The 25,561-nt window shown below is 50.3% G+C and carries 16 protein-coding genes and 3 pseudogenes; 4 read left to right on the forward strand and 15 right to left on the reverse strand.

All coding sequences use genetic code 11. From position 1 onward, the window contains the following. Nucleotides 1-254 precede the first annotated feature (254 nt). On the reverse strand, nucleotides 255-794 hold the full coding sequence (locus VSQ83_RS17135) for a helix-turn-helix domain-containing protein (RefSeq protein ID WP_442800252.1): 540 nt from the start codon (nucleotides 792-794) through the stop codon (nucleotides 255-257). Between the two features lie 112 nt (nucleotides 795-906). On the opposite strand from VSQ83_RS17135, the gene VSQ83_RS17140 reads away from it, so the two are divergent. After that, the gene (locus VSQ83_RS17140; RefSeq protein WP_326427235.1) at nucleotides 907-1,341 is read left to right on the forward strand and encodes a hypothetical protein; all 435 of its coding nucleotides are present in this window, start codon (nucleotides 907-909) and stop codon (nucleotides 1,339-1,341) included. 909 nt (nucleotides 1,342-2,250) lie between these two features. Then, nucleotides 2,251-2,549, forward strand: a pseudogene (locus VSQ83_RS17145) (transposase domain-containing protein); the annotation flags it as partial. A gap of 644 nt (nucleotides 2,550-3,193) precedes the next feature. Here VSQ83_RS17145 and VSQ83_RS17150 read toward each other — a convergent pair. The 3 genes from VSQ83_RS17150 to VSQ83_RS17160 all read right to left on the reverse strand — a co-directional run bounded on the left by VSQ83_RS17150 (nucleotide 3,194) and on the right by VSQ83_RS17160 (nucleotide 6,254). Then, nucleotides 3,194-3,637, reverse strand: coding sequence for a reverse transcriptase domain-containing protein (locus VSQ83_RS17150; protein ID WP_326427236.1), 444 nt, complete (start codon nucleotides 3,635-3,637; stop codon nucleotides 3,194-3,196). Nucleotides 3,638-3,943: 306 nt separating this feature from the next. After that, entirely contained in the window at nucleotides 3,944-4,831 is an 888-nt protein-coding gene (locus VSQ83_RS17155) for a reverse transcriptase family protein (RefSeq protein WP_326427237.1), read from the reverse strand. Between the two features lie 568 nt (nucleotides 4,832-5,399). Continuing rightward, the gene (locus VSQ83_RS17160; RefSeq protein ID WP_326427238.1) at nucleotides 5,400-6,254 is read right to left on the reverse strand and encodes a phosphoribosyltransferase-like protein; all 855 of its coding nucleotides are present in this window, start codon (nucleotides 6,252-6,254) and stop codon (nucleotides 5,400-5,402) included. Between the two features lie 224 nt (nucleotides 6,255-6,478). Here VSQ83_RS17160 and VSQ83_RS17165 point away from each other — a divergent pair. Continuing rightward, a pseudogene (locus VSQ83_RS17165) lies at nucleotides 6,479-7,239 on the forward strand (IS630 family transposase); the annotation flags it as partial. Nucleotides 7,240-8,360: 1,121 nt separating this feature from the next. Then, complete coding sequence (locus VSQ83_RS17170; RefSeq protein WP_326427239.1) at nucleotides 8,361-9,614, forward strand: reverse transcriptase domain-containing protein; 1,254 nt, start codon at nucleotides 8,361-8,363, stop codon at nucleotides 9,612-9,614. Between the two features lie 356 nt (nucleotides 9,615-9,970). Here the strand turns inward: VSQ83_RS17170 and VSQ83_RS17175 are convergent, their stop codons facing one another. The 11 genes and pseudogenes from VSQ83_RS17175 to VSQ83_RS17225 form a co-directional block, all read right to left on the reverse strand. After that, the gene (locus VSQ83_RS17175) at nucleotides 9,971-12,736 is read right to left on the reverse strand and encodes an AAA family ATPase (protein WP_326427240.1); all 2,766 of its coding nucleotides are present in this window, start codon (nucleotides 12,734-12,736) and stop codon (nucleotides 9,971-9,973) included. Then, nucleotides 12,729-13,298, reverse strand: a complete 570-nt coding sequence (locus tag VSQ83_RS17180; protein ID WP_326427241.1) for a hypothetical protein — start codon at nucleotides 13,296-13,298, stop codon at nucleotides 12,729-12,731. The genes VSQ83_RS17175 and VSQ83_RS17180 overlap by 8 nt, the downstream gene beginning before the upstream one ends. Then, nucleotides 13,288-15,672 (reverse strand): ABC-three component system protein, encoded by a 2,385-nt coding sequence (locus VSQ83_RS17185; protein WP_326427242.1) that lies wholly within the window; start codon nucleotides 15,670-15,672, stop codon nucleotides 13,288-13,290. The genes VSQ83_RS17180 and VSQ83_RS17185 overlap by 11 nt, the downstream gene beginning before the upstream one ends. A 1,309-nt stretch (nucleotides 15,673-16,981) precedes the next feature. Then, nucleotides 16,982-18,259: a Y-family DNA polymerase gene (locus VSQ83_RS17190; RefSeq protein ID WP_326427243.1), complete on the reverse strand. Its 1,278-nt coding sequence runs from the start codon at nucleotides 18,257-18,259 to the stop codon at nucleotides 16,982-16,984. Then, nucleotides 18,249-18,677, reverse strand: a complete 429-nt coding sequence (locus tag VSQ83_RS17195; protein WP_326427244.1) for a LexA family protein — start codon at nucleotides 18,675-18,677, stop codon at nucleotides 18,249-18,251. The genes VSQ83_RS17190 and VSQ83_RS17195 overlap by 11 nt, the downstream gene beginning before the upstream one ends. 202 nt (nucleotides 18,678-18,879) lie before the next feature. Further along, nucleotides 18,880-19,326: a hypothetical protein gene (locus VSQ83_RS17200; protein ID WP_326427245.1), complete on the reverse strand. Its 447-nt coding sequence runs from the start codon at nucleotides 19,324-19,326 to the stop codon at nucleotides 18,880-18,882. Continuing rightward, a complete protein-coding gene (locus VSQ83_RS17205; RefSeq protein WP_326427246.1) occupies nucleotides 19,316-21,337 on the reverse strand; it encodes a hypothetical protein in 2,022 nt (673 codons plus the stop codon). The genes VSQ83_RS17200 and VSQ83_RS17205 overlap by 11 nt, the downstream gene beginning before the upstream one ends. Continuing rightward, entirely contained in the window at nucleotides 21,334-23,070 is a 1,737-nt protein-coding gene (locus tag VSQ83_RS17210) for a site-specific integrase (RefSeq protein ID WP_326427247.1), read from the reverse strand. The genes VSQ83_RS17205 and VSQ83_RS17210 overlap by 4 nt, the downstream gene beginning before the upstream one ends. After that, nucleotides 23,063-24,376 carry a site-specific integrase gene (locus VSQ83_RS17215; RefSeq protein WP_326427248.1) on the reverse strand — a complete coding sequence of 438 codons (1,314 nt, stop codon included), beginning with the start codon at nucleotides 24,374-24,376 and terminating at the stop codon, nucleotides 23,063-23,065. Before VSQ83_RS17215 ends, VSQ83_RS17210 begins: the two co-directional genes overlap by 8 nt. Nucleotides 24,377-24,434: 58 nt before the next feature. Then, a pseudogene (locus VSQ83_RS17220) lies at nucleotides 24,435-24,758 on the reverse strand (Y-family DNA polymerase); the annotation flags it as partial. Between the two features lie 391 nt (nucleotides 24,759-25,149). Next, nucleotides 25,150-25,518, reverse strand: coding sequence for a hypothetical protein (locus tag VSQ83_RS17225; protein WP_326427249.1), 369 nt, complete (start codon nucleotides 25,516-25,518; stop codon nucleotides 25,150-25,152). Nucleotides 25,519-25,561: the final 43 nt, after the last annotated feature.

A 25,561-nucleotide genomic window follows, 5' to 3' on the forward strand; every position in this document is an offset into this window, starting at 1 on the left:
GACATTTTCGGTCGATCCTGCTTTGTTATGTCCATAGCATGTAGCCCTAGAGTAGCAAGACTGCTGGACACTTAAGCGTCCACTAACCCTGTAACGGTGCCGATGGGCAGTCCATTTAAGACTTGGATCCGCCTACGAAACTAGGGGCGATTCAGGGCTTGTTCACCGCTCGACGTTTGAAACTATGCTTAATCGTCGCCTCGACGCCCCATTCGGTGCAATCTGAACAGGGCGCCAAGTCAAAGTCACCAACATCACTGAGGCTGATTGACTGAAAGCTTCCAGTAACGATTAACGGTTGATCTGGATAGGCCTAGCTCTCTTGAGATCTCTGCTTGGTTGAGGCCACGCGCACGAAGTCTCATTACAGATGCCAAATTGACACTGTTAGTTGGCTTACCAGGTTTTCTCGGAAGAATTTTTCCACCGCTTAACTGAGATCGCAGCTGTTCCATTCCTTCTTGGGTCGCGAACGCAACCAGCATCGAAGAAGCGCGCTGAAGTATTTGTTCAGGCTCAACGTCTTCTCGCAAGGCCACACATAGGGCAACCAAGGCTACGAAATCGAAGTCCAGCGCGCTGGCAAGGTCATCTAGCTTGCCGATAGAGATATTGACTTGAGCTTGTTCTAGGGAACTGATAGTACGTCGTACAGTAACGTCGGCGAGGTCTTCATATGCGAGACCTTTCATCCTCCGTATAGTCCTGATAGCTGCCGCGATCTCGTGATTGAGCACCCAATCATCCTCAAATATGAGGATAGAGCCACATTGCGACCATTCCGATAAACGCACTATAATGATCATATTGGAACATTCATGCATTTTGGCACCGACAGGCCCCCCGGAAGTCGACCTGCAGACTCGTTTTTACAGGCCGAGCTGTAGGTGCCACTCAGGAAAAATTATGTTTAGAACGATGCGTGAAGCTGAATTGATGCCCAATTTGTTTAGAGCGGCAAGCGGGTTTCAGTTCTGGTCTCTTGTGGAGTTAGAAACCATGTGGCCATGGTTTCACGTAGAGACCATCGACTGTAGTGGTAATGATATTCATAGAGGGATTGTTCTCGCCGCCAGCGTTCCGCTTTTGGTGGATTTGATCGGAGGAGAAAGCAAAACAGCTAGGGTCAGCCAAGTCCAAGTTGTCACCCCCGGTGATATCAATGGTACCGGCAGTTGGAAAATGGAGGCGCTGATAAACCTTCATGAGCTAGTTGATAGCGCAGGGCAGGTCGTAGGACATGCATATCAAGTCGCGGCAGGAACAGAGTATTCAACTGTTGCAAACTACGATCAGCACAGGCGTAATTTAATATATGCGCCTAAAGCATCAGATCGCTGACGCTCTTGAGAGCGATTAACCCTAGCCATTTCAAAAAATCGATCTAGAGATCCTCCTATGGGCCTTGATCAAAAGCACTGAGCAAGCCATCTATCCGATGTAGCCAAGTTTACGAGGCTTGCCGCAACTACTTTGTATTAACTGAATATCATGAGGTATGACAATGCGATGAAAGGCCGACAAAAAGTAAAAACCCGCAAGTGGTATACAAAATCAATAGCAGAAGCCGAAGCCCGAGAGCAACTCCAAAATCGGTCTGAAAATCTGGGAAGGCTTCTCGACATTGCGGCGAAAAATGATAGCAAGCTGGAACCTATTGGACGACTTTCCGGCTGAAAAAATCTAAGCTCATCTTTAAAGCATCTCGATCATTGAAAAATCGCTCAACATACCTGGATCATATCGGACGCTCTTAAAAGGCGTGAGAATTGATACCTTAGCTTCTAGAAACTTCGCGACCTCATTGAGCACTACAGTACTTCCGCTTGATCGCGGATATTGGGCCGGTGCGCTCGCTGACCGTGACCTTCTCTTTCCCTCCCTTTGGCGTGCTGTGGGGTGTGATGTTCCTTGGTGAACGTCTTTCGGTCACGCACTTGTACGACGGCGGGCTTATCTGTTTAGCTGTGCGGTTCGTTCTCAGCAAGAGCACGCCGAAGCAAGAACCCTCACCAGCTTCGGATTGATCCAACAACTTAACTGCCCTCAGCGATTTCTCATCTGATTGGCTGGTGGCCACTTAAGTGAATACCTTGCATTGGTCTCGCGGCGCCAGGTAGATGACTTGGCCGGACGGATACTCTGGAACGTCAGAGAGATGTATCCGTACGGCTAGACACCTCACAGCGGCGCGGGATGGCGGTAACCGTCCGGCCAAGTCATCTACTCATCAGCAAAGCACTCGATTAAAGCCTGAAACGCTGGGCAGCGCTGTCGCGCTACCTCAATAACGAGGCCATACCCTTAGACAACAATTGGTCCGAAAACCAATTAGCCCATGGGCGCTTGGACGCAAAAACTGGCTCTTCGCAGGGTCGTTGCGCAGCGGAAAACGGGCTGCGGCAATCATGAGCCTGATTCAGTCGGCACGCATGAACGGGCATGACCCGTATGGCTATCTCAAGGATGTGCTTACGCGGTTGCCGGCACAGATGGCCATTGAAATTGGACAGTTGCTGCCGCAGCAGTGGGTAGCTCCATCGCATTGATCAAATGGGCGTAACCCACTAGATTTCCCATTTTTTCCCTGTCGTTGGCTAGATTTTCTTAACCGCGCCAAGATTTTCTTAAAATGTGCGCCGAACACTCAGAAAATATTAACCGAAAATGGCCGAGCAACCACTATTTTGGGCTTTCCGCTTATTGGCGGGTCGCGGTAGGGACGGCACTTACCTGCCGCCCCCCGCACAGATCCGTACGTGCGGAACTACCGCATACGGCTCCTGCCTCGGGTATGTGACGCTAAGCGATCCTCAGGGTAAGGATGTGCATTTCTAGGTCTAGGTATGTAGAGGTGTCCGTAGCGTGACCTTTGAAGCCTATTACGCTGGCTGCGACGTTTGAGGGCTTGCCGCCATTGACGGCAGACCGCTGAACGAAAACCACCAAGACGCATCAGGTTTCCCGGCACCGCGTGGTAATTGAAGTAGCCCCTGACCACCCGAGTAAGCCATTGCCCTTGAGCCCGGATGGGCTCATGACGTCGACGCTTCAGCTCATCCCGAATAGCCAGCAGCGTCGCACGCATTCGCTTCTTGACCGTCAGTCGCAGTATTTGAAAACCACCGCTTCTGTTGGTACTGCAACAGTGCCTGAAGCCCAGGAGGTCGAACGTCTCCGGTGTACCTGACCCTCACTTCCTTCGATTTCTCGCAGCAAAACGACCAAGCTCAATCAGCCGTGTCTTCGAGGCGTTGAGGGATAAACCGAATCTGGCCAAGCGCTCCTGCAACTGCACCAGAAACTGCTGAGCCTGCCATTGCGTCCTGAAACCCACCACTCTGTCGTCCGCGTAGCGCACAACAATCACATAGCCATGCGCATGCCGCTGGCGCCACTGCTTTGCCCACAGATCCAGCACGTAGTGAAGATAGATATTCGCCAACAATGGCGATATCACTGCGCCTTGAGGCGTCCCCTTGGTCGCAGCCACCCTACGGCCATCCTCTATAACACCCGCTTGGAGCCATTTGCAGATAAACCCGAGCAGGCGCCGATCTGCAATCCGGTGTCCCAGAAACATCAGCATCCATTCATGGTCGATCTCATCAAAGAACGACGTGATATCCGAATCCAATATCCAGTTGACCTTCTAGCCCTTCAGCGCGACCGTCAACGCAGGTAAGCAGAAGAACGTTAGGTTATGGGAATCAATCGAGGCGCTTCTAGAAAAGTTTCCAGGTGCATCAGCAGATCAAATATCAACGTTGGCAGGTTGTGGTGTCGCAACAGTCTATCGGGTAAAAAAAGAACTTTAAAATAAGGTGCAAAAGGTATGAAATCTAAAAGCTTGAAAGCATTAGCAAAAGCGATCTAAAGCATAATTTCAATTGCGCGATACAACAGATAACAGCCGAATACTATTTTTATAGCTCAAGCGAAACTACACAAACGCACTGATAATCTGTTCATCTACAAGTCCGAGAAAATCTTGATGGCATTTACTCAGGTAAGCTTTCTTCAACTTCGCATAATTGTTTTCAGGTTCGATTTGGAGAAGATAATTAATTCGACCTATTAAACGCTCATAAATTAACGGATCAAAATCTGGCAGCCGCGCTAGACTACCAATATTTTTCTCCAACTCATAAATTTGAGCCCTGAGCTTTCTCTTAAATGATTTCGGAGCCCTAACTTGGCCAGAAGATATTGAGACGCCCGTTACAATCTTTTTCCTACCAGCCAACTTTAACTGCGTTTTTCTATGATTTAGATAGAAGTCATACTCCAATAAAATCTCACCTACCAATGACGCCAAATCCCTAGGTATAAACTCCCCTGAAAATGCTAGATCGTCTGCATAACGAGAATATTTTAAACCAAAAAAATTTGCCAGCCCGGTAAGTCTGACATCTATCGGGCTGAACACTAAATTACTAAGTGCGGGACTTGTACATGCGCCCTGTGGAAGGCCATTATCCAAAATACAAATAAGCGAAGTATAAAAACACACATCAGCTTTAGCCCCATTTCTCTGAAGAGCCTCGAAGACCATTTGCCTAGAAATACTAGGGAAAAAGTCCTTTATATCAAGCTTCAATAACTCCCTACCATTAACATGAATACGAGCATGATCAATCGCGCTCTTACCCTTCACATATGCATAGGCAGAGGAATTAGCCTCAAAAGGAAAAAACAAATTATTCAGAATATTACTCTGTATAATCGCTAAGGAAGGGTATGGAGAACTTATTGTCCTAGTTCCACCACTTTTTTTTGGAATTTTGAATTCTCTATAGAAGCTCGATGGGCTTGCTATAATACGTGACAATACAGAAAGCTCCTCCTCAGTGGAAATACCAAGGAGCATATGTACGTGCGAATCTATCTGCATAGAAAACCTAAGTAGTGTTGAAGGCCGACCCTACCAGCTTGCTCTTTTCACTTGAAATTCATTCACGTAGTGAATGAATTTAACTCTATCGAGGAGCGAGCGAAGCGAGTGGAGCGATAGAGTTGAATTCACTCGTGGCTAAAATCAGCCTGAATGATAAAGGCGGATACACCTTCGATTACTAGAGCCGACCCCAACGCACGCATTATACATAACGATGCGCTCCGGTCAAGGTTTTAGGAGTGTACTCATCCAACACACTAGGCCGTTGAGTTTTACGGAGCCTGTTTAGCAACGCGATCTTAGCATTAGATAGATCTGGTGAAAGTCTAACGCTTCGACCCTCCCTAACAATTAAATCATTACGGATCATAAAATCCATGACTTCTATAATTAGCAGAGGAGAGACGCCATACTGAAAGTGAAAATCATAAATTTCGTGCCACTTCCGATCAGAAATAAATTCAATAAACTCTTTAAGCGCTGTTCTTTTTGAGCTCATTGATCAGCCCGCCCGCCTCAAGAGGGTTCTAAAGCTACCCCCACTTTTCAACTTTGCCCACCAAAACACAGGGAAGACATTGTTAGGGCAATTATCATTTGCTACGCAGTACAGCGCTTCACTTTGGGAAAACCCAAAGCTGTAGTCTTTTAATTTTTTCTTTTTATAGTTTTCGTGCAGTTTCTGCTCCAACCCAAGCATAAGCAGCTTATATTCATCAGCCACTTTAGGCTCATACTTGTCTGAAATAGCTCGATCTAGAGATATTGCTGTAAATACTTCGCATCCGGTTTCATCCGCAATTCGATCGCATCCAAACCGCATACCTGCTACAGACATATAATAAAGGGTAAAATCTTCAACTCCTTTTTCCGAAAGTTTTTTGGTCAGCCATTTTGCCTTTGTGATTAGCTTTCCACCGCTACCAATGAAGTCATCAAAAAGCACGACGAGGTCACCGTTCTGTATGTGCTCCACCCCACTAGGAATGCTAGGTAACATCCGAAGGTGCCAATCATCATAAGGATCTAACTTATTTTTAAGCTTTTGCATGGCTGCTACAGAGCCATCAATTTCCTTATCGTTACAGGCTGCAACTATCCACGTGGTTTCTGGACTCAACCCCCAAGCTGTGATTTTAGCACTGAGATCTCTGTATGCCTTTCGCTCTTTTTCCGAGTCCAGGATCACAAATTCTTTTATCAGCTCTTTCAAAAATACTTGTTCGCTTCGATGATCACAGATATTCCACAGATCTGTAAATTCATCTAAATACGCTCTGACCCAAGTCTGAGCCTCAACTATTTCAAACATGTCATATAATACATCCGCTGAGACTTTTGTTGCGACCAAGCTCAAAGAAAGCTCCTTGCAAAATAAATATTTGCCTGAGGATTAAACGCTAAAATCACACTATAAAAATCTACTCCCGCCTTCACGTCAAGCATAATTCAAAGACAATTTGATATCAACAACAATGAACCACCTTTGAAAGTTTTATACTGGTGTAGTGAGCGGTTAGTTTATTTTCTAACGTACAACGCTATACCGTGCCCCCCCCTCGCCCCGAGATGGTTCCAGGCATGCCTCGTCCAATTGTTCCCTTTGCACTGCAGCCCGCCGACGTTCTTACACTTCAAGGTTGGCTGCGCATGAGTACGCTGGAGCAGAGCCTTGCTCAGCGGGCGCGGATACTGCTTTTGCTCAATGAAGGGGTGACGCCCATTGCCATCTGTGGGCAGTTACTGATCACGACACCGACTGTGTTCAAGTGGCGAAAGCGTTATCTGGAGTCGGGCATCGACGGCCTGAACGACCTGCCGCGTAGCGGTCAGCCTTTGAAGCTGGGTGCTGAGAAAGTTAAAGAAATCCTGACCCTGACAACGCACCAGGTTCCCAAGGAAGCAACGCACTGGAGCGTGTGGTTGATGGCCAAGTACGCTCGCGTTACCACTTGGTAAGTCCGGCAGATATGGGCTGCGTCGGATCTCAAGTCGCACCGACTGAAGACATTCAAGATCAGCAACGATCCGCACTTCGCTGAGAAGGTCATCGATGTGGTCGGGCTGTACCTGAGCCCTCCGGACAACGCCATGGTGCTGTCGCTTGACGAGAAAACTCAGATCCAGGCGCGGGATCGTACTCAGCCAATGCTGCAACTTCGGCCTGGGCAGATCGAGCGACGAACCCATGATTACAAGCGCCATGGCACGGCGAGCTTGTAATCCGCGTTCGACATCATGACTGGTGAGTAATGGGCCGGATTATCCAGCGGCACCGGGCCAAGGAGTTCCTGGATTTCCTCCGGCAGATTGATAAGAACACGCCTGCCGAGTTGGATCTCTGAATCGCACCTAATTTTGTGGTGTATGGAATGACCGCTTGCGGCCTAGGCTGTGTATAAACGTTTTTCAGTGCAACAGTTACTCAAAATCAGACTGGAAACCGCGCATCTGCGCAAAATCCACATCTACTGATGTACCGATAAATTTTAAATTTAACGTAGAAGCGCGCACTTCGATTTTGGCGACGCGTTTTTACACACTCTAGGCCAAAAACAGACACTCGATACGGTTCTGTTTTCGCCCGATCCTTATGGTATTTGAGCTTGCACTATAAATGGCTATTGCTTCCGTTAGAGTCTGGCATCTGATTGGGGGAATTCACTTTCCCGATTTTTTAAGCGAGCAATCTTGTGCACCCAATCCTCGTCCTATCGCTTTACAATAAACGAGCCGCCAAATAGGTGGCTTTTGGCCGCGTAGCTGATTAACATCGGGATACCTCGCCTGCTTGCTGGTGCAGCCGCCTCACAGCACTGAACCAAGTTTGACAGACGCCAGCCATCTCTCTTCGGAGGTTGCTGTCCGGGTCGCGACCAAGATCGCCGTTAAGGCTTCGCGGTCTCCCGAAGGTAAAGAACACCACTCGACTGCTGCGTCAATAACCGTAACTCTGTCTGTACGTTGGGGTCACCAGACGGTTAGCAGCTTTATTTTCAGCGCGGTGTTCGATGTTCAGCCGCACGGCGCGCGCTTGACCGCGAACCCCAAAAAGGTACGATTTGCACCTTGGCGGGGGCTTCGGAGGACAATATGCGGTCGTGCAAAAACGTGCCAACCTGGCGCATGGCGCGAGCTTAACCGCGAGGCCCAAAAAGCTGCGATTTATCGTATTTTGACGGAATCTTTGGGGGTAATCATGCGTTTATGCAAAAACGTGCCAGCTTGGCGCTCGCCGCATCACGGGGTTTCGTGACTGCGATCAGCCTCGCCTGCTTGCTGGTGCAGCCGCCTCACAGCACTGAACCAAGTTTGACAGACGCCAGCCATCTCTCTTCGGAGGTTGCTGTCCGGGTCGCGACCAAGATCGCCGTTAAGGCTTCGCGGTCTCCCGAAGGTTGGAGGTCCTCTGTAGCAGTTGGGTGAGAGTTCACTGGTGTCTCCCAACAAACAAGGAGTTTTTATGGCCTCGGCGTTTTACCGTAGGATTTACAGCGGGGATTCGTTGTATTCGGCCTGGAGGAAGGTCAAGGAAAGCGCCTTTTCTTCATCATCCGAAACTATCCGAAACGAAGCCAAGGATTTCGAGAGTCGACTCCCCAAGTCGCTTTCCGAGATTCAACGCGCGCTATCCAAGAAGACCTTTACCTTCCAAAAGCAGACCGGCGTGGCAAAAACCAAAGCCAACGGAAATTCTCGCCCGATTGTGCTTTCACCTATACCGAACCGGATCGTCCAGCGGGCTCTACTCGACGCCTTGTCCCGTATTAAGTTCGTGAAAGAAACGCTGGCTACCCCTACGAGCTATGGAGGCATAAAAAACAAACGAGTCTCGATGGCGATAGCCGACGCGAAAGCAGCTATTGCAAAAGGAGCCACCTTCCATATCAGGTCAGATATTGCCGAGTTCTTCACTAGAATTGATAAGGCTCATGTGATGAGACTTTTGGCTCCTCACATCAAATGCCCAGATACAGTTGCTTTATTTCAAGCAGCTATTACCACAGAACTTGCAAATATTGACGTGCTTAGGCGACAGGGGCTCGATGAGATTTTCCCCATTGGGGTGGAGGGTGTAGCCCAGGGATCTCCCCTATCACCACTCATAGCCAATTTGTATCTCCATGATTTTGATAAAACCATCAACGATGGTGAGGTCACCTGTCTTCGGTACATCGATGACTTCCTTATCCTCGGAAAAGATATGGGCTGTGTGGACCGTGCTTTTAGCAAAGCACAGACTGAGCTCAAAAAGCTCTCACTAGAAGCATACCGGCCCTCAGCCGCAAGCGACAAAGCCTCAAGGGGCACCACAGCTAAAGGATTTGATTTCCTGGGCTGCTTTGTTTCGGCAGGATTGGTTCAGCCGTCTGCAGGCACGAGGGAGCGATTCAAGAAACGGATCAAGTCCGATTTAGACGCATCGATACGCATGATGAGATTCAGTGGTGACGCTGGGGATATATTCCCAAAAGGGACCTACTCTGGCGCGCTACAGAATCTCGATCGAGTAATTCTGGGTTGGGGAAAAGCATTTTCCTTCTGCAGCAATGGCCATTGGATAAAGAGCTTGGATGACTACATCACAGGTACATTGGCACAGTACGAAATAGAGAAAGCAAGTCTCTTTCAAAAAACAAATGGCACGGCTCAGCGTAGGATGTTGGGGGTAAGGCTGCTTGCAGCGGTCCACTCGGAACCCAGAGAAACGGAGTGACCGCTTCTGGCCGATTCTGTTGAAAAAGTCGGCCATGGTTTCCACGGCAGAAAAGTACGCGACTGAGATTTAAATCTTTACTTTGAACAGGTGGTTCCGGGCTCACATTTCGCGTAGCTGCGCGCAAAAAATGCATTTTAAGCAGTCAGTACGTGCGCAGCCTGAAAGAACCGAATTTTTCAACACAACCGGGCATTTTCTGCCTCTCGCTACGGGCAGAAAACGTCTAGAAACGGACTTTACTCGACCTATACTGGGCTTCGACGTATCTACTAAATCATGAGCGATTCAGCGCATTTTGATTAAGTTGAAGCTGAGGGATGGGCTCGGCATGCCGCTCACCACCTCATAACATCCTAGACGGGTTGGCTGGATAACATTGCATTGCGCTGAACCGTCATCTTGACTCCAGTCCGTGGGTTCCCCTCCAAATGAATCATGTTCAACAAGTGCTTGTCCGTGATGCTCGAAAACTTTTGAGCCATGTGCCGTGCCAGCGAATCACTGGCAGTAGTCAAAATCAGGCTCATGGACGGCATTGAGGTCGCCACCAGTCGGAAAATATCCAACATAGCCACTCGATTAAGGTCATCCAAATGCGCTATAGGCTCATCGAGGAAGAAGCTTCCTCCAGTATTCCGAGCTCTGGCTAGGTACAGCGACAATGCCAGATCCTGGCGCTGCCCTTGGCTCAGCTTCCCTTCTGCGTCCAACGCAGGCTCATGGCCTTCGGCGAAGACTGTCCACTTCAACGCATCTTCGCCTTCTGAGACGCCCAGGCCCTTGTAGACTTCGTTGGCGTGCATTCTAGAAAACAGCTCAGCTGCGGGACTAAGCAGTGGCTTGAGGCTAGAGGCAGTGAAATCTTTTACATGCAAGGCATACTGCTCAATCGCTAGATCTGCTTCAGCAATGTAGTTTGTGCCAATTTTCAGCTTGTTGGTCAACTCACCCAGTTCCTGCTCAAGCTTCTTCAGCTTTACCGAGTCGGTATCAATACTCACAACAGCTTCGCATTGGTCGAGCATGCTGGAGTATTTCGTTAACTCATTTCCTCGCTGGCCTAGATGTTGACGCATGAGGTCGTAAGATTGAACCAAAACGGGTTGATCACCAAAAAGCTCGCGCCAATGGGAATCAAAGCTACTGGTGATTCCTATTGCCGCTGCGAGACTCGTATTAAGGCCCGCGATCTCGTTCGCCTTAGACTGAACGGCTTGTATAAGTCCCTGCACAACAAGAACAAGGCGAGCTCTAGCCGGCTCGTATTGATCGAATTGATCCTGAAAATGTTTCTTGTAGCCGCCCAAGCGTTCGACGGCGCTCGACACCCGTATTGACGCACCGTTTGCAGGAATAATGCCGAAGAATGTCTCTACCTCTGCAAGCTTTGTAAAAATTCTGCTTAGCTGTGTTGCGGCAGTCACCCTACTATTCAAGTTAGCAAGGCCATCCAAATGCATTTCAGAGAAGTCCTGAACGCCCATGACTTCTAAATACTTAGTCCTTATTGCAAAGGACTGCAACTCATGGCCAACGGAGTTATACCGAGCCAAATAAGCGTCATACGCTGACTTCTGGGACGCAGCTAGCGCCAGGGCTTTAGTGGCCTCTAGCTCATTTTGACGAGCCAGCTTGAGTGCACTTGCGGCAGCTTCAAGGGCCGGCGCAAGTACTTCCATATTCGAGGATATTTCTTTACGAAGTTTATCCGTGGTGCGCCAATCATAATTACAGAGCGGACAGTGGGCATCATCATGAGTATGGGCAACGTCACTACCCATAGCCTTTAGTTTTCCTAAAACGTTAGAGAACGCGTCAAAGTGCGCTTCTGCCCGAACACGCACATTTTTTGCCGCATCGGCCAGTCGAACCCTCTCCTCATAATCGATCGCAGGCGCTACTGGATTGGCAGACATACCACTTTTCTGACGCTCCAACTCCATAATCTTTTGGAAGTTTGCGGACAGCAAAGCAGTCGCCTCTTTCCACTGTTCTTGCCGATCAGAACTCCACCCCAGCTCCACAAACGCTGCCGTGAGCTCGGCCTGGCTTTGATCAGCTTTTTGAAAGTACTCTCCCACACCCTGAGCAACAGAAACTGATTGCCAGCCCTGAAGGTTCAGCAGGCTGTCATCAGCCCATTTAATTGATCGCTCAGCGTCAGAGACTTTCTGTTGGGCTTCAGACAACTCTGATGCTCGACCCACCTGATCTTCGCTTGCCTTTTTTTGCTCCTGCGTCAGGGCATCAACTGACTGACGAAGAGTCCCAATCTGCTGTAAAGAACTGTGGTACGGCGCCCACTGTTGATACACGGTGTTCAGCACCGCCATCTCTCGCTGCTGCTTTTGACTGGACGATTTAACACGTAGCTGAGCTGCACTTAGCCGCTCAGAAATGCTTCCCTCTACTGCTGGCGGTAACGCTGTGAAAATAGCGTCTAGGTTACTTTGCGAGGCGTCTTTGGCAGGAGAGCTGATGGTCAGGGATGCTTTAAGCGTTTCAATTTCAGTATTTACGCTAGAAACTTTGTCCGCTAGCCCCTTTGTATTGGGAAGTGCTTTCCTGTAATCGCGTAAATCTCGCAAGGTGCTGGTGAGATGACCAAAACCGAGAATGTCTGCAAAAATTTGTTGACGCTCGTCCGCCTTATTATTATCAATCAACAAGGCTAGGGAGTTTGAATAAAGCCACCGGCTATTGCGCAACCACCCACGTTTCGCCTTTCGCAATGCGATCGTGCTTTTTCCTGAAATCGACGCAGGCGTGAGCATCTCCAACAGAACCTCATCGTTAATTTTTTTCTTTTTCTCGCCTTCTAAGGTCATCCACAATGAGCTATTGGTTCGGGTTAGTACGTGAAGCTTCCCGTCAATCAAGCACTTTGCCGAGACTGTAGTAGTGCCCTTCCCCCACTGGCATTCCAATACCGCTCCGTTCAGATCATCGACCTTGCCGGTGATCAACCATTCCAAAGCATAACAAATGGTGCTTTTACCTGTGCCGTTGGCCGCATGGATAACGGTTAGCGGTGCATCCAACGGCACCACCAACTCATCTGGAATACCCCGAAAATTCTGGATGGTAACGGCAAGGAACTTGATAGGCAGGTTATTCATTGAGATTCCATTCTTTACCGTGAATTTGGGCAAGCTCTTGACTGTCTACCTCCGCCAGTAGCTCTACAAGCTGGAGGTAGTCGGTATTCTCGGAAGAAAAGACTACCGCGCCCCCTTGATCTTCAATACGCTCCAGACCTAATGGTGTGATTCGCTCATAGCGCTCCCAACCATCAGCACCCCGGGTAACAACATGTTTCCTGACAAATCTGATATCTCTCTCGACATCCAGAATAAACGCTTTGAACTGATCATTGACCTCGGTAGAGGCGATCACAAGATAGCCGTCAATAACGAGACCTGAGCGCTCGCGCTGGACAATCGCAGCATCTAAGAACGTCTCCGCAATCTTGGCCTGACGCATCGCATCGGCACCGGTATCAGTGGTGATATTGACCAATAAAATAGAGGCGAAGGACGACTCCCAATACCCGAGCTGATTCCCTATCGCACCATCCTGCCAGTTTTGATTCGCGTCCGATAAGTACTGCTGAGTGGAGGTTCTGGAGAAGCCAGCATCCTCAGCTCGACGCCCTATGATTTCAATTAACTCATTGAGCATCTAACTTCCCCTTTCGGACAAAAATATCTTCCATGAATTGATTGGGCGACAGAGCTAACGGATCGTCATACACCGATTCGATATCGTCCAAACTGAACATATAAACGTTTCTCGCAATCGCGGGCTCAGTGATTGATCCCTTGGGAGTAGGCGGACTGGTGTAATCGTAGCGCCCATCGCCGGGCTTCTTGTCCGCGACGCTCCCTCTCCCCTGTGCGAAGACGATCAGGCTGGGATGCTCAATCGGCTGTCGAGCCCAGTCGAAAAGATCACCTTCCATCTGTCTGACGGGATAGTTCCTGTTTGACCAGGCCATAAGGTTGACCTCCCCATGCACAGGGTCGTCATGCCGAATATGCCCTTGTAGGTCGGGAGAACAGACCCACTGGCTGGCTGGCGGTACCTTGAGGTAGCTCAGCGCCTGAACTGTTCTCATAACGCATTCACCAGATGCGCAGAGCGCTTCCAGTGGAAAATTTTCTCCCGCTTTGACACCGAACCATGTTCGGTAGGTGAACCCCGAGTAATCAGGTAGGCCCGCGCCTTGCACCAAGGTATTGAGTAGATCCAGCTCTGTTTTCACTGCAGGGAGGTAGCCAGGAAATGGAGGATAGCGATTGAAGAGCTCATGAAATTCAAGCGACATCGGTTGCATATCGTCTGCAACAGCACCCGCAACCAAGCGATGGGCCTTTACAGCAGCCAGGGTCGGATCTGCATTCCAGTCGAGTGTGAACGTGAGAGCACCGCTGGTGCTTCGACGCATAACACGTCCAGGCGGATTAACGGTTGCCGGGGTAGGTCGAGTCGCGAACTCGACATCAATCGCGGGAAAAATGCCTGTAGCACTGTACAGTTCGGTAGGACACGCCCCGACACGGTTGCTATTGGCAATCGCCGTGGTAATCGTCGAGTGTATGCGCTGACCAAAGTGATCTGACACCGAGGTCAATACTTTTTCGAGGCTGGTGACGCTAATAGAGGCGATGACAAGATTAGGCCGCTTCGAACTGTCCTCTTTCTGGCTAGCCATGATTCGTCGTAGAGGAGATCTGCCATTTGAAATCGGGTTTGTAAAATCATTACCCAAGGTCGGCCAGACAACAACATCTTCAAATGCTAGGCGAAGCGACACTTCGCCGTGCCCGTGCCCCGCCTCGCCTGTCTCGTTTTCTACGAGCACATAGCAGTTGAAAATACCCTGCGAAGGATCTTTAACCCAACACCAACCTGCTCTGTAATTCTGCAGCGGAGCCGGATCCCACTCTGGATCAATCCAAATCATGTCATCTGAATTTTTCCAGACAGCAAGCTGAGCCCCAGTCACGCCGCCACAGCCTACGAACACAACTGCCTGGCTATCATATGTTTCAACGAGCTGGTGAAGTTCTGCCCAATCACCCGGATCCGCTGCCTCGGCTCCGCCTGTAAAAATCACAGGAAGCGAGCCGAAATTATTGAACAGCGTTCCGGTCTTGGGCAGGAGCATGGTTCGCATGAAAGGCAGAAGATCTGCACCTTGCAAGAGTCCGAGATTGAAACGCTGATTGCGACCGAGTTTTAACTTGATGTATTCAGTCCGGATTCCGGAGATAAGCCCCTCGTCCTCCTTACTGACCATAAGATTGCGTAATTGAAGAAACGCTTTCAGCTCACCTACGATTTGTGCTGAGTCGGACTCAAGCTTGAAGTAGGTGGACTTGATGTGGGGATAGGCACCAACCATCCGTGAGAGGTCGTCTTTTTTGTGAAGGGCGGTATGTAGATTGTCGATCCTAGCCCAGATCAAATCACACAGTTGGTCCTGGTTCAGATTTTTCAGGGCTGCATGCTTTCTGAGAGTAGCGGATGCTTTGCGTGCAACTAGCGCTTTTTCCTCGAATTCTGCTCTAAGGACTTCGAAGCGTTGCCTGCCGCGCCCTTCCATGAACTCGAAGAGCTTACCAGCCGCTCGATCTGAAACTGCCACGTAATAGTGGAACGGCTCACCTGGTGCTGATGCAATGCCGGGCTTGATGGTCGCGTAGAGGAAGAATTTGCAAATTTCCTGAATGATCATTGGAAGAGAAACGATGCCGTTGTAGCGCTTGCACTGAATCACACCAACAGGATTGCCATCATCGAGCAAGATGACATCACGCCCTTGATCAGCCCCATCATTTAGTCGTCGGGCTTTGTCATACCAGTCCGCCGATCCATCCTCTGCTCGCGCAGCGTAGAGGTCTGCGAGGAGCAGCTCAAAATGGGCATCCCCCATCCGTTCGAAGGGCAGTTGGCCGCAGTCAAAAGCGAAGAGCTCAGGGGTTTCAGGGTTCTCTTCTCGCAGCTCGCGGTCTTCTTCATCGCTGCGAAATTGAACATTTATAGTCGTCAATCGCTTGCTCCTTGACTTGACTCGACCATACCGGAATAGCCGCTGCATAACGCAGCAGCGCTGCTAGCGGTGATTTCGCGAACACAATGTCAGTGGGATCTAATTCATCCCGAAAGAAAGCCTAATCGCTTCTAAAGGAAATGCCCGATGCCGGCATTCTAGGCGCCTAAACCATCCGTTTCAGCGGAGGTTAGCACTCCATTGCTTAGCGGCAAAATGCTATCATACTAGTGGCAACTTTTATCAAGCGCAGGCACATAGCGGGAAGATTAACTTAATGGTCAACTCATTTCCCAAAGGGATATGTTGGGGAAAGTGGACAAATTTACCTTTGTATCACTGTCCGCTTATGGCCGATACTTCGCGCGCTGAACAGGTTCACCATACGTCAGGCAGTGCTTGTGTCGTGCAAGGTCAACTAGGAGCGGGTAGTAGGCTGATACCATTATGATATCTATCAAGGTTACATTTTCGTACAAGGGGATACTGGGGTGGGCATGAGTGATTCTCGTTTAAGGGCGCGAATCGTAACCATCGGCGAACTCACCTACCTTATCCCAGTCATGATGGCTACTCGGTAAGTGAGTTCCCCATCCGCTAACCGTCATACAGCCTCAACGCTTGGTACACGGGTCGCGTAAGGGAAGCATTTCTTTCCTTTAACAGTGTTTTAAGTCATTAACGGAAAGATTTCTTTTCCTTGCGGCCAGATTAATTTTTGAATTGTGGAGCCGGCGCGCCAACACCAGCGATTCAAGAATAGCTAGAGCATATTCGCACCTATTTCACCTAAAAATTCAGAAAAAGTACTGTAAGCGGACGCTCAACACACCTTACACATCTCTGTGGCGCGATTGCGGCTGGTGTTGAAGTGCATGGTGCGGTCGACCACTACTGCCGCTATGCCCGCCAAATGAACGCAGACACTTTACCTCCCCATAGCTTAGGCTAGCGGCAGCTATTGACCATTCGCTATCGATCGTCACTCGGTGGGTGCTGGTCAAATCGAATGCAATTGACTGGTCAGTGGTAATGCAAATGGTAGTCACGTCAGTGTAGTTACCCGCCAAGGCGGCGAATTGGCTACCATCGCTAGTTCTACCAAAACTCGGTATCGATATGGTAGGAAAAAGGACTCGACATTTTTGCTGTGGCCAGAAGCTGCATGGCTCGTTGGTGGCCACTCGAACTACTGAGTATTTACCTGGTGAAAATGGCTAACGTTTCCATCTGAAAATCCCAGCTTCAGAACTGGTTTCATGGCACTGTGAATTTTACGGCAGTGAGAATCCCTCGCCCGCTGACACGTCTAATCGCAGCGCACAATCCAAAGTTCGTCCAGCTTGGTCGTATAAGATCGGCTCATCATTTCACGGCGCATTCCCCAGTCAGGTGATACTGGAACACTGGCAGCCCGCAGTGTGCCCCGGCCCCATCTTCCGTTGATATTGTCCATGACCTGCATCAGCCGAACGCTTTCTAAAGATTGCTTGGGGGCAAACAGATCTTCGGTGAATTCACCTGGCTGCCTCAGATCCATCAAAAGCACCTCAGCTTTGCTGTAACGGAAGCCCGGACGAAAGATTTCAGCCACTACGTCGGTAGCCATTCGAGTCATGAGCAGGGTGTCACATGTCGGGTAAGGCAGTTCTACCATCACTCCTTGGGCGTAATGGGCCTCGTCAGGATTGAACATACCAGTGCGGATGCTCACTCGCATGCGCTTGCACATCGAACCTTGAGCTCGGAGTTTTTCCGCTGCACGCCCAACGTAAGTGGCCACTGCCTGCTTGATCGGCTCAATCTCTGTGAGGCGTTTGCCGAATGCCCGACTGCAGCAGATTTCTTGCTTTGGCTGCTCAACCTCTTCAACGTCCAAGCATGATATGCCCGCCAGTTCACGGGCGGTCTTCTCCACCACCACGCTGAATTTTTGCCGCAGCATCTTGGGATCAGCCATTGCCAAGTCCATAGCCCTCAGGATGCCCATAGATTCTAGGTGCGCTGTCATTCGGCTACCAATTCCCCAGACTTCCCTTACCGCGGTGTTACGCAAAACCCAGTCTCGCTTGAAAGGATCACGGATATCTACAACGCCTCCAGTTTGAGTCTGCAAGCGCTTAGCGGTGTGGTTGGCCAACTTGGCAAGGGTTTTAGTGGATGCTATTCCAACACCGACCGGGATGCTCGTGCACCGTAATACGCGGGACCGAAGATCACGGCCGAACGCCTCAAGGTTACCGGGCATACCGCCCATGCTTAGCCAAATTTCATCGATTGAGTACCGCTCCCAGGAGTCGACGGTAGATTCCAGAATGGTCATGATGCGTTCGGACATGTCGCCATACAGGGCATAATTACTGGAAAACGGCACGATTCCGTGCTGCCTCAGTTTGTCTCGAATCTGGAAATATGGTTCGCCCATTTTTACGAACGGTTTTGCATCGTAGGATCGAGCTATCACACACCCATCGTTGTTGCTGAGTACTACGATTGGGGTCTTGGCCAGATCTGGTCTAAAGACGCGCTCACAGCTCGCATAGAATGAGTTGCAATCGACCAGCGCAAACACTTTTTCACTGTGCATGATCGCGCACACTGAAGCGAACCACTCCCCGAACTAGAAAGTCGTCACTTTCGAGAATGTATCTGGCGGGATAATCTGGGCTTTCCGACTTGAGGATTACCAGCCCGTCCCGGCGATGCAACCGCTTGCATACCGGCTCATTGTTCACTGCGGTAATGATGATATCGCCCTGCTCAGCGTTACGGCCTCGACCCACGATGACGACGTCACCCGAGAAAATGCCGGCACCCTGCATGCTGTCGCCTTCCACTTTGACCAAATAGACATGGGGGGCTCGCAGATCGAACAGCTCATCAAGAGAGATAAATTTCTCTAAGTTCTCGGGTGCCGAGGATGGAAAGCCGGCCGACACGCGAAAGGAGTAAGAAGGAACCCTTGTAGCGCCGCCCGTCGGCGTGCCTAAGAAGGTGATGGTCATAATGTAAAGCCCAGAGAAAACTGTATATACATACAGTTAACCCTTGATTTGTCGGCCGGTCAATCCCGGCCAATGGCAATTCCGTCGGGTGGAATCAAAGTTTTCTGCGGCCCCGCAGATCTATAGATAGGACAATTGAGGCAGGCAATTGCCGCTCCAGATCGGCAATGCCCAAGCGACTAGCTGCATGCGCGCTGTTATCTCAAAGCTTTCTCGGCCCGCGCGGATCCAACGAAATTAAATTTGACGCAGGCAACCGCCGCTCAAACTCAGCGATACGGTCATACAACTCAATGATTTTCGCATCCGCTTCGCTCAATAAGCTTGCGAGTTGGTCGCGCTGCCGGGCAACTTGCTCCATCCGATCACGCAGGGCGCGGCTTTTCTGGCGGGCGAGAAGATTTACCTTGTTCAACGAAGGAGGTCGCTCCTCCGCATGTTGTTCCACGTAGGTTTTTATCTCTGCAATGAGACTCGGGAAACGAGATTTCTTAAGTGCCGAAGGATCGCTCCCGGCCTCTTTGGCCACGTTGTTCTGAGTGACCAGTGTCCCCTTCGGTAGAAGCTGTGGCCTATTGAGTTTCAGGCGCTCAAAAGCATCACGATATTGATCAGCCGCGCTGCGGCGAGCAGGGAATTCAACGTCCATTTGCGCTCCCTAAAACACGACGGAAGCTCTCTACGCTTCGCTGTTGAGCCATCAACGATTCCATTAGCGGACTCTCATTCTGAGCAGTAGCAAGCCGCTCTTTGAGTACATGTTCAAGATCATCTACTACACCCAATCGTTCTGAGTCATACAGCACATCAGGGCAAGGTTTTGCATCCTCTGAATCACCGCCCCCGCAATGGGCAATGTTGTCAATTCCGCCGTATGGACAAGGTTCGCGACTCGAACAAACGCCAAGAATTATCGGACGACAGGCGATCGCGCCTTTCTTTGCCAAACCAATCATCTTCTTCGCATCCTCTGGCGAAATCAGCCGAACGATCTCAGCCTTTCGTTTGTCTCCATGAGGACTGACAAAACGCTCACTCGTAAGCTGCTGTAACTCACTTCCAAGCGCCTCGTACATTGTGCGAACGTACAGAGTGTGAGCTTTCTCCTCTAGACGCAGCCGCGAGTGATTTTGTCCGTAGTAAAGGCTCATCGCTCGAGTGATGTGCTTAAGCTGGTACTGAAGCGAAGCAACACTTACGAGCCCGGAAACTTGCATGTTCACTGCCCCAGTTCTACGCAATTGATGCCACGCCAACGGCCAGACTGCCCCCACTTGATACTCCTCCGGCAGTGTAGGGGTAGCTAGCCGAGCCAACTTCAAATCCTCATTTGTGATACGCAAATGCTCTAAGTCAAAGAGCTTCCCGTACTGCGCCAAGAGGTCGGAATATGGCGGAATGCTCGGTCTCAGTGAGTGATCACCTTTATTGCGCAATGAGCTCCAGGGCTCGTGATAAGAATCGTTCAAATAACGCCCAGCAAGACCACTTACTTCTGAGTGAGATGCATGTAGTGAGCGAAACAGAGAGATCACCTCCATCGCCCTCACAGCGACCGCCACAGATGGGGATGTGACCCAAAGGGCGTCACTATCAGAGATGGTTTTTGTCGTCTGCCCACGTAACAAATAAATGTCGCCCAAGCTCTTGTCGTGCTCGACGTCAAGGCACCCGGCTCGAAGATTCCATGCTTCCTCGACCCGCATGAGACTGAAGTTAAGGATGTAAGCTAATCCCGCGCGGCTGACCAGTTTCAGATAGCTAGTCAACGAGTTTACTTGCAAGTTTCTACCTCGACCCACCCAACGTTCAAGTAGCTCAAAGATGCCGAAGCGTTTCGCGATATCTGGAAACGCGCCGAAAAAGCGAAGCCCAGTTTCAGAACCTGATAAATCCCTGTTATGGCCACAAAAAGGTGGGGCGTTTACGCACGCCGTTCTCTCTGAAACCCTCTGATTATGTTCGTAAGCCGCGAAGCAGAATCGGTAACAAGCTTCAACCTGTTCTCGATGGGATAGAAAGTCATCAAGGCACTCTCGCAGCCTAGTAACTTGATAGCGCCAAATACGTGGAGGGATGTACGGTGTTTGGGCTGTGTGATGAGCTGGAAAAAGCGCAGCCAGACGGGTTAGCGAGCTTGGATCCAGCAACGTAAACCCTACAGCATCTCTTGACGCGTAAAGCTCATGCATTAACGTCAGAAACTCGGTTTTTCTTGAAGTATTAAGAAAGGAAGGGATCCGTTCGCATACGCGTGGATAGTGGTTTAACTCGCTGGCAAGTATTCCTGCCTCCTCGCAAAGAGCAAACAGCCGCCGCATCTGATCGAAACGCGTTTTAATGGATCTGTAGCCACGAGCGCCGTAAGGCCCGTATAGCCACCAGCCAGTAATGACTCGAAGTAAGTTTGCGTTCTTTGAACTAATTGGCGTCGTTGATTTTTTAACTGGCCCATCACCAAAGTTCAGCGTCACTGCCTTCTTGGCCCATGGATCAAGCCTCCAAACTGGATCGCCCCAACGGCTTATTACTTTGCCCTGTTCATCAATTACGACCGGCCAATCAGGTGGCGGAGGCCAGCTCTCTGGACGGTAATTCGATGCCCCAGGAACAGCGAGAGGTGACTCGATAGAAAGCCCTAACGTCGTGAGCATGTTCATAGAGAAGGCCCCGCTGTAACTTCCGCAAGCCGAATAAATCCGTCCCAAGCTGGGTGATAGTCCTCCTCAGCTATGCGGGCCAGTGCCTCATCCACCCAAAGCCGACGCACCTCGCTACTTTCTTGAAAAAACCGTAACTTCGCACTCAGACGCTCGATTGCGAGCATCGCTGGATGGTCAGCCTCGTCAGATCTATCCTTGCAAGCTGGGCGATATCTAATTAGCTCCAAGCTCTTGAGCACTCGCAAACTACTCAGAGACCAGACGTGATCCTCGCTTTCAATATCCCGATGATTGACGCAGAAAAGGCAACCCGCTGCGTTAATACAATCGGGTTCAGGAGCATTAGTCGGAGCATACACGACCGATTCTGGTATCGGCGCGACACAAGTACCTGGAGCAGGTGAGCAAACTACGGGATCTGCTTGCCGATGAAATCGTGTGATTTCAATCATCGCAATTTGCGGATTGGGTTCGGCGTACACACGGATCAAAGTTTCAGCAGTATGCTGTGCGATTTCGGCCACCAGTTCGGGGCGTTGCGACTCACGTAACAGCCAATTAATACGCGCACCCCGGAGCTTACGAGGTCGAACGAATCGAACCTTTGAATCGGTGCAAACGCGCGCAGTAGCCGTGAACTGGGGAGCTTCTAAAATGAGACGCCCCCCAGGACGGACGAGAGGGAAAAGAAGTCCATTTAGATCGTCTGGAAACCACGTGTTTCGCCACTCAATGTAGCGTTCGAACCACTGCTTATAGCTTGAGAAAACGTCAAACAGCACTTCACCCTGACGGCGATTTTTGTAAGACCGCACTTGGTAACCATCGAGATGACTCGTGTAATGGTATTGGTCAATTCGAAGCTGATGCGCTTGGGATAAATTCATGCCGGTTTGTGCGATGAACATCAGCAACTCGGCTTCGATTCGTAGATTCACCGCCGGGTATCGAGTCTCGATTGAAACGTCAGCGTTCCGAAGTTCGCGGTTTCGAAGGATGTCCGCAATCTGGAATTTGGTTTGAGGTCGGCTCCGTCGTGACGCTGCCTTCTCTGTATCGCGCAAGCCGCACCAGATAGATAGCGACGAACCCGACCGCAATTCTACATGGATGGGAAGCGGCCCCGTCGTAGCTTCATAGGTAAGGGACGTACAGACGTCGGCAATTAATTGCCCAAATGAAAAGCTCTCTTCTAAACTTTGCTTATCAGCGCCCCCATTACTGGCCTTTCCGTTGCCTCTAGGCTTGCGAATTCGGGTGCTGTACAGAAGCGTCGAGCTTCGGCCTAGAACTTGGTCGAGCATCGTCGCGGTTAAACTTGCCACGTCATATAACGATCCGGCAGTTAAATATCCTTCCACGCGATGACGCTGTAAAAGATGTTCAGCCCACCCCAGGTATTCCTCCGTGACCGTATCAATGCTCAACGGACGCTCGCACTGATCCACCCACTGGAAAAACTTCCTCAACGCACCAATCTTGTTTTTTGCCGAAAAGCGGCTCCCCCCGCCGACAAGATCGTCGGTCAAACCGTCATGAAGCTCCTTCACAAGCTCTACCCGTTCCAGCAAAAGATCACCTAAAACACCTGATGTGATTTCACTGCGCACGGTCTTCACTTTTGCCCCAGCACCACCGCTGTATAAAAGCGGTGCCAAATCCCATGGCGTCTCGGTTTTCCCGTACTCAAGCATTGGAAACGTCAGGTCTAAAGACGTCGGGTTACTCATTGCTTGCTCCCTGCCTTGAAGCAATTCCTGTAAACGCAGTCATGAAGCTGTTCGCAAGGGCCTGCTTAGCTGGTGCGGCCTGCACAAACTTAATGTATTTGAAGGTGGTGGCCTCCGAATTTCGACCGTGCAGCAATGCATTGCTGACCATCGCAATCACTATCGCCACATCAGTGCAATTTGCTAAAGCGAGCATAGCTAGCTCAGTTCCGAAGGTGCACCGGGATTGGTGAAAACGAAACTTCCTGAGCGCTTTGATGCCCGACGCGATGCCTAATTTTCTAAGCGATGACATCTCAACGTTTATGGCCGAGGATTGATCACTGTTGCGACGTCCGAAAGGGTTTCCGAAACGTGTCAAGAACACTAAGTCTTGATGCTCGCCAGCAGCAGATGCCTCGCGAGTCAACCTGCGAAGACCCTTGGCGTACTCCAAGACTTCTGAACACAACGCTTCGGGAATCCATACCTGGCCAGTTACACCAAATTTGGTGTGCACGGGCGGCGACACACCTGGCCCTACGGATATTAGAAGCAGACCTTTAGCAGACGGATCATGTAGGGCACGCTCCAACGTATCGATACGAAGGTCACAGATCGTTCCTAGTCGCATACCCGTAAAGAAACCTAGAGCCAACATCAGATAAAGCTCGGGTGAGGCGTTCTGTTTAACGAAATCAAGAATGGTGTCTCGATCAACCGCAGACACAGGAAGTAGCCCACCTTCCAAAGTGATCCCAATGCGTTGTCGGTTTGGAATACCCAGATCGGTGGTGGTGCCAGCTAGCGTTCGCTCGAAGCCGACCTGGTCAAAGTATTTGAGGAAATAGCGCTTGTCTTTCCACAGCGGCAATAGTGGATTTAGAAGGCCACGCCTCCTAACCCACCTGTAGAAACTGATGCAGTTACGCATGTACTCGGAAGCCGTGGCAGGACTGATATTACCAGCATCACGAGCCTTGATAAGCGCCCCGCGGTACTGAACAAGACATCGATCAGCCTTTCGAGACGGAAACTCGAACCACTGAAGCCTGCGACTCTCCAAAAACTTCGCGTAGTTCAACAGCCCGTTCAGGTTGCTAGAAACGGTCTTAAGGAGTGCCTCACCATTGGTGACTCTTTCCATAGCCCAGAGATTGGCTTCTCTCCAGGGCAAGCCGTCTTCCCAGAATATTTGTGGTAATCCTTCGATCACTGCACGGGAGCTATTCAGCGAATAGGTAATCATGCGGTCTTTGACAGAAAGGTCATGCGGACTGAAGTGAATGTGTTCGACGGTAGGCAAGGGAAATCTCTGTAAGAACAAGCATCAATGTCCATGGGGACAAAAATTAACTTTAGACGTCCATAGTATGCAACTTATTCTTATCGATGCTGTAGACCTCCACTGCCGGCACTATGGATTCGATCAGGCTCATGACCCGCTCGCTCATGTCACCGTACAGCGCATAGTTCGATGAGAACGCAACGATCCCCTCCTGCTGGAGGCGCTGCTTGATCTGGAAATAAGGCTCACCCATTTTCACAAAGGGCTTGGCCTCGTAACTGCGAGCGATGACGCAGCCATCATTGTTGCTCAGCACCACAATGGGAACTTTCGCCAGGTCCGGTCGGAATACCCGCTCGCAACTGGCATAAAAGCTGTTGCAGTCAATCAATGCAAAAACCGGCCTGGGCTTAGTGACCATGGCGGCGCACGCTGTGAGTAACCACCCCCCCGTTCGAGCAAGCGTCAGCAGCCGGTAACGGGAAAACTGCAGACATCTTGAACGCGTGAAGGGGTAAACGGACGCCGCCTTCAGCCTGAAGGCCCAAGAGTGTAAAGCTCATGACGCACGCCTTTAATTAACTGTATGAATATACAGTTAACGCTGTAGGACGTGTCTGGTCAATATTTCTGTCAGGGTTTTCTGACGGGAGGAGGCCGGGGTTTGTCGCAGGTGAGCACTCTCAATCTTCGTCACAGATAAGTGCCGAGGATATCCAGGCCCGAGTTGACGCTCATGTCACCGGCCCGGTGACAGCGTCTACAGGGGCCAGCAAATCAAGCATCGGCTCACCGCAATCGATGGTGGCCGATTAATCTTCTGCGCCACGAAACGTGACAGCGCGGTTGGTAAAAATCGTCTGCAAACTGGCTGGCTCATTAGCTGAATCTGTCTTTCGCCTTATCTCTTCAAGCCCTAACTCAATACGGTAATCACAGAGGTGATCGAACAGCTTGTCTTGTGAGACCGTGATGGCCTCGCCTCCACTCTTGGAGCACAAGATATGCAGCACAGCGGCGAACGGGAGAGACAGTGCCTCCTCGACATCGCGCTCAAAGTACGCCTCCAACTGCGCAGCCAACAGCTCCAGCCACTTGTCATTCAAGTTGCAGGACAAAGTGGATTCAAGTCCTTTGCGAAGCACCTCGTCACGAAACGAAACCATCAAATCCTTAGCCATGACATACCCCTCAGTAGTGAGGCTGCTATTAAACTACTGTCAA

The sequence above is a fragment of the Pseudomonas sp. DSV-1 genome, from assembly GCF_035830915.1.
Classification (GTDB): Bacteria; Pseudomonadota; Gammaproteobacteria; order Pseudomonadales; family Pseudomonadaceae; genus Aquipseudomonas.

What these genes read in the sequence shown, in the direction of transcription:
- VSQ83_RS17190 (WP_326427243.1), bottom strand. Translation starts at nt 18,259, where the DNA reads ATGCACAGTGAAAAAGTGTTTGCGCTGGTCGATTGCAACTCATTCTAT.
- VSQ83_RS17200 (WP_326427245.1), bottom strand. Translation starts at nt 19,326, where the DNA reads ATGGACGTTGAATTCCCTGCTCGCCGCAGCGCGGCTGATCAATATCGT.
- VSQ83_RS17205 (WP_326427246.1), bottom strand. Translation starts at nt 21,337, where the DNA reads ATGAACATGCTCACGACGTTAGGGCTTTCTATCGAGTCACCTCTCGCT.
- VSQ83_RS17180 (WP_326427241.1), bottom strand. Translation starts at nt 13,298, where the DNA reads ATGCTCAATGAGTTAATTGAAATCATAGGGCGTCGAGCTGAGGATGCT.
- VSQ83_RS17170 (WP_326427239.1), top strand. Translation starts at nt 8,361, where the DNA reads ATGGCCTCGGCGTTTTACCGTAGGATTTACAGCGGGGATTCGTTGTAT.
- VSQ83_RS17140 (WP_326427235.1), top strand. Translation starts at nt 907, where the DNA reads ATGTTTAGAACGATGCGTGAAGCTGAATTGATGCCCAATTTGTTTAGA.
- VSQ83_RS17175 (WP_326427240.1), bottom strand. Translation starts at nt 12,736, where the DNA reads ATGAATAACCTGCCTATCAAGTTCCTTGCCGTTACCATCCAGAATTTT.
- VSQ83_RS17225 (WP_326427249.1), bottom strand. Translation starts at nt 25,518, where the DNA reads ATGGCTAAGGATTTGATGGTTTCGTTTCGTGACGAGGTGCTTCGCAAA.
- VSQ83_RS17210 (WP_326427247.1), bottom strand. Translation starts at nt 23,070, where the DNA reads ATGAGTAACCCGACGTCTTTAGACCTGACGTTTCCAATGCTTGAGTAC.
- VSQ83_RS17195 (WP_326427244.1), bottom strand. Translation starts at nt 18,677, where the DNA reads ATGACCATCACCTTCTTAGGCACGCCGACGGGCGGCGCTACAAGGGTT.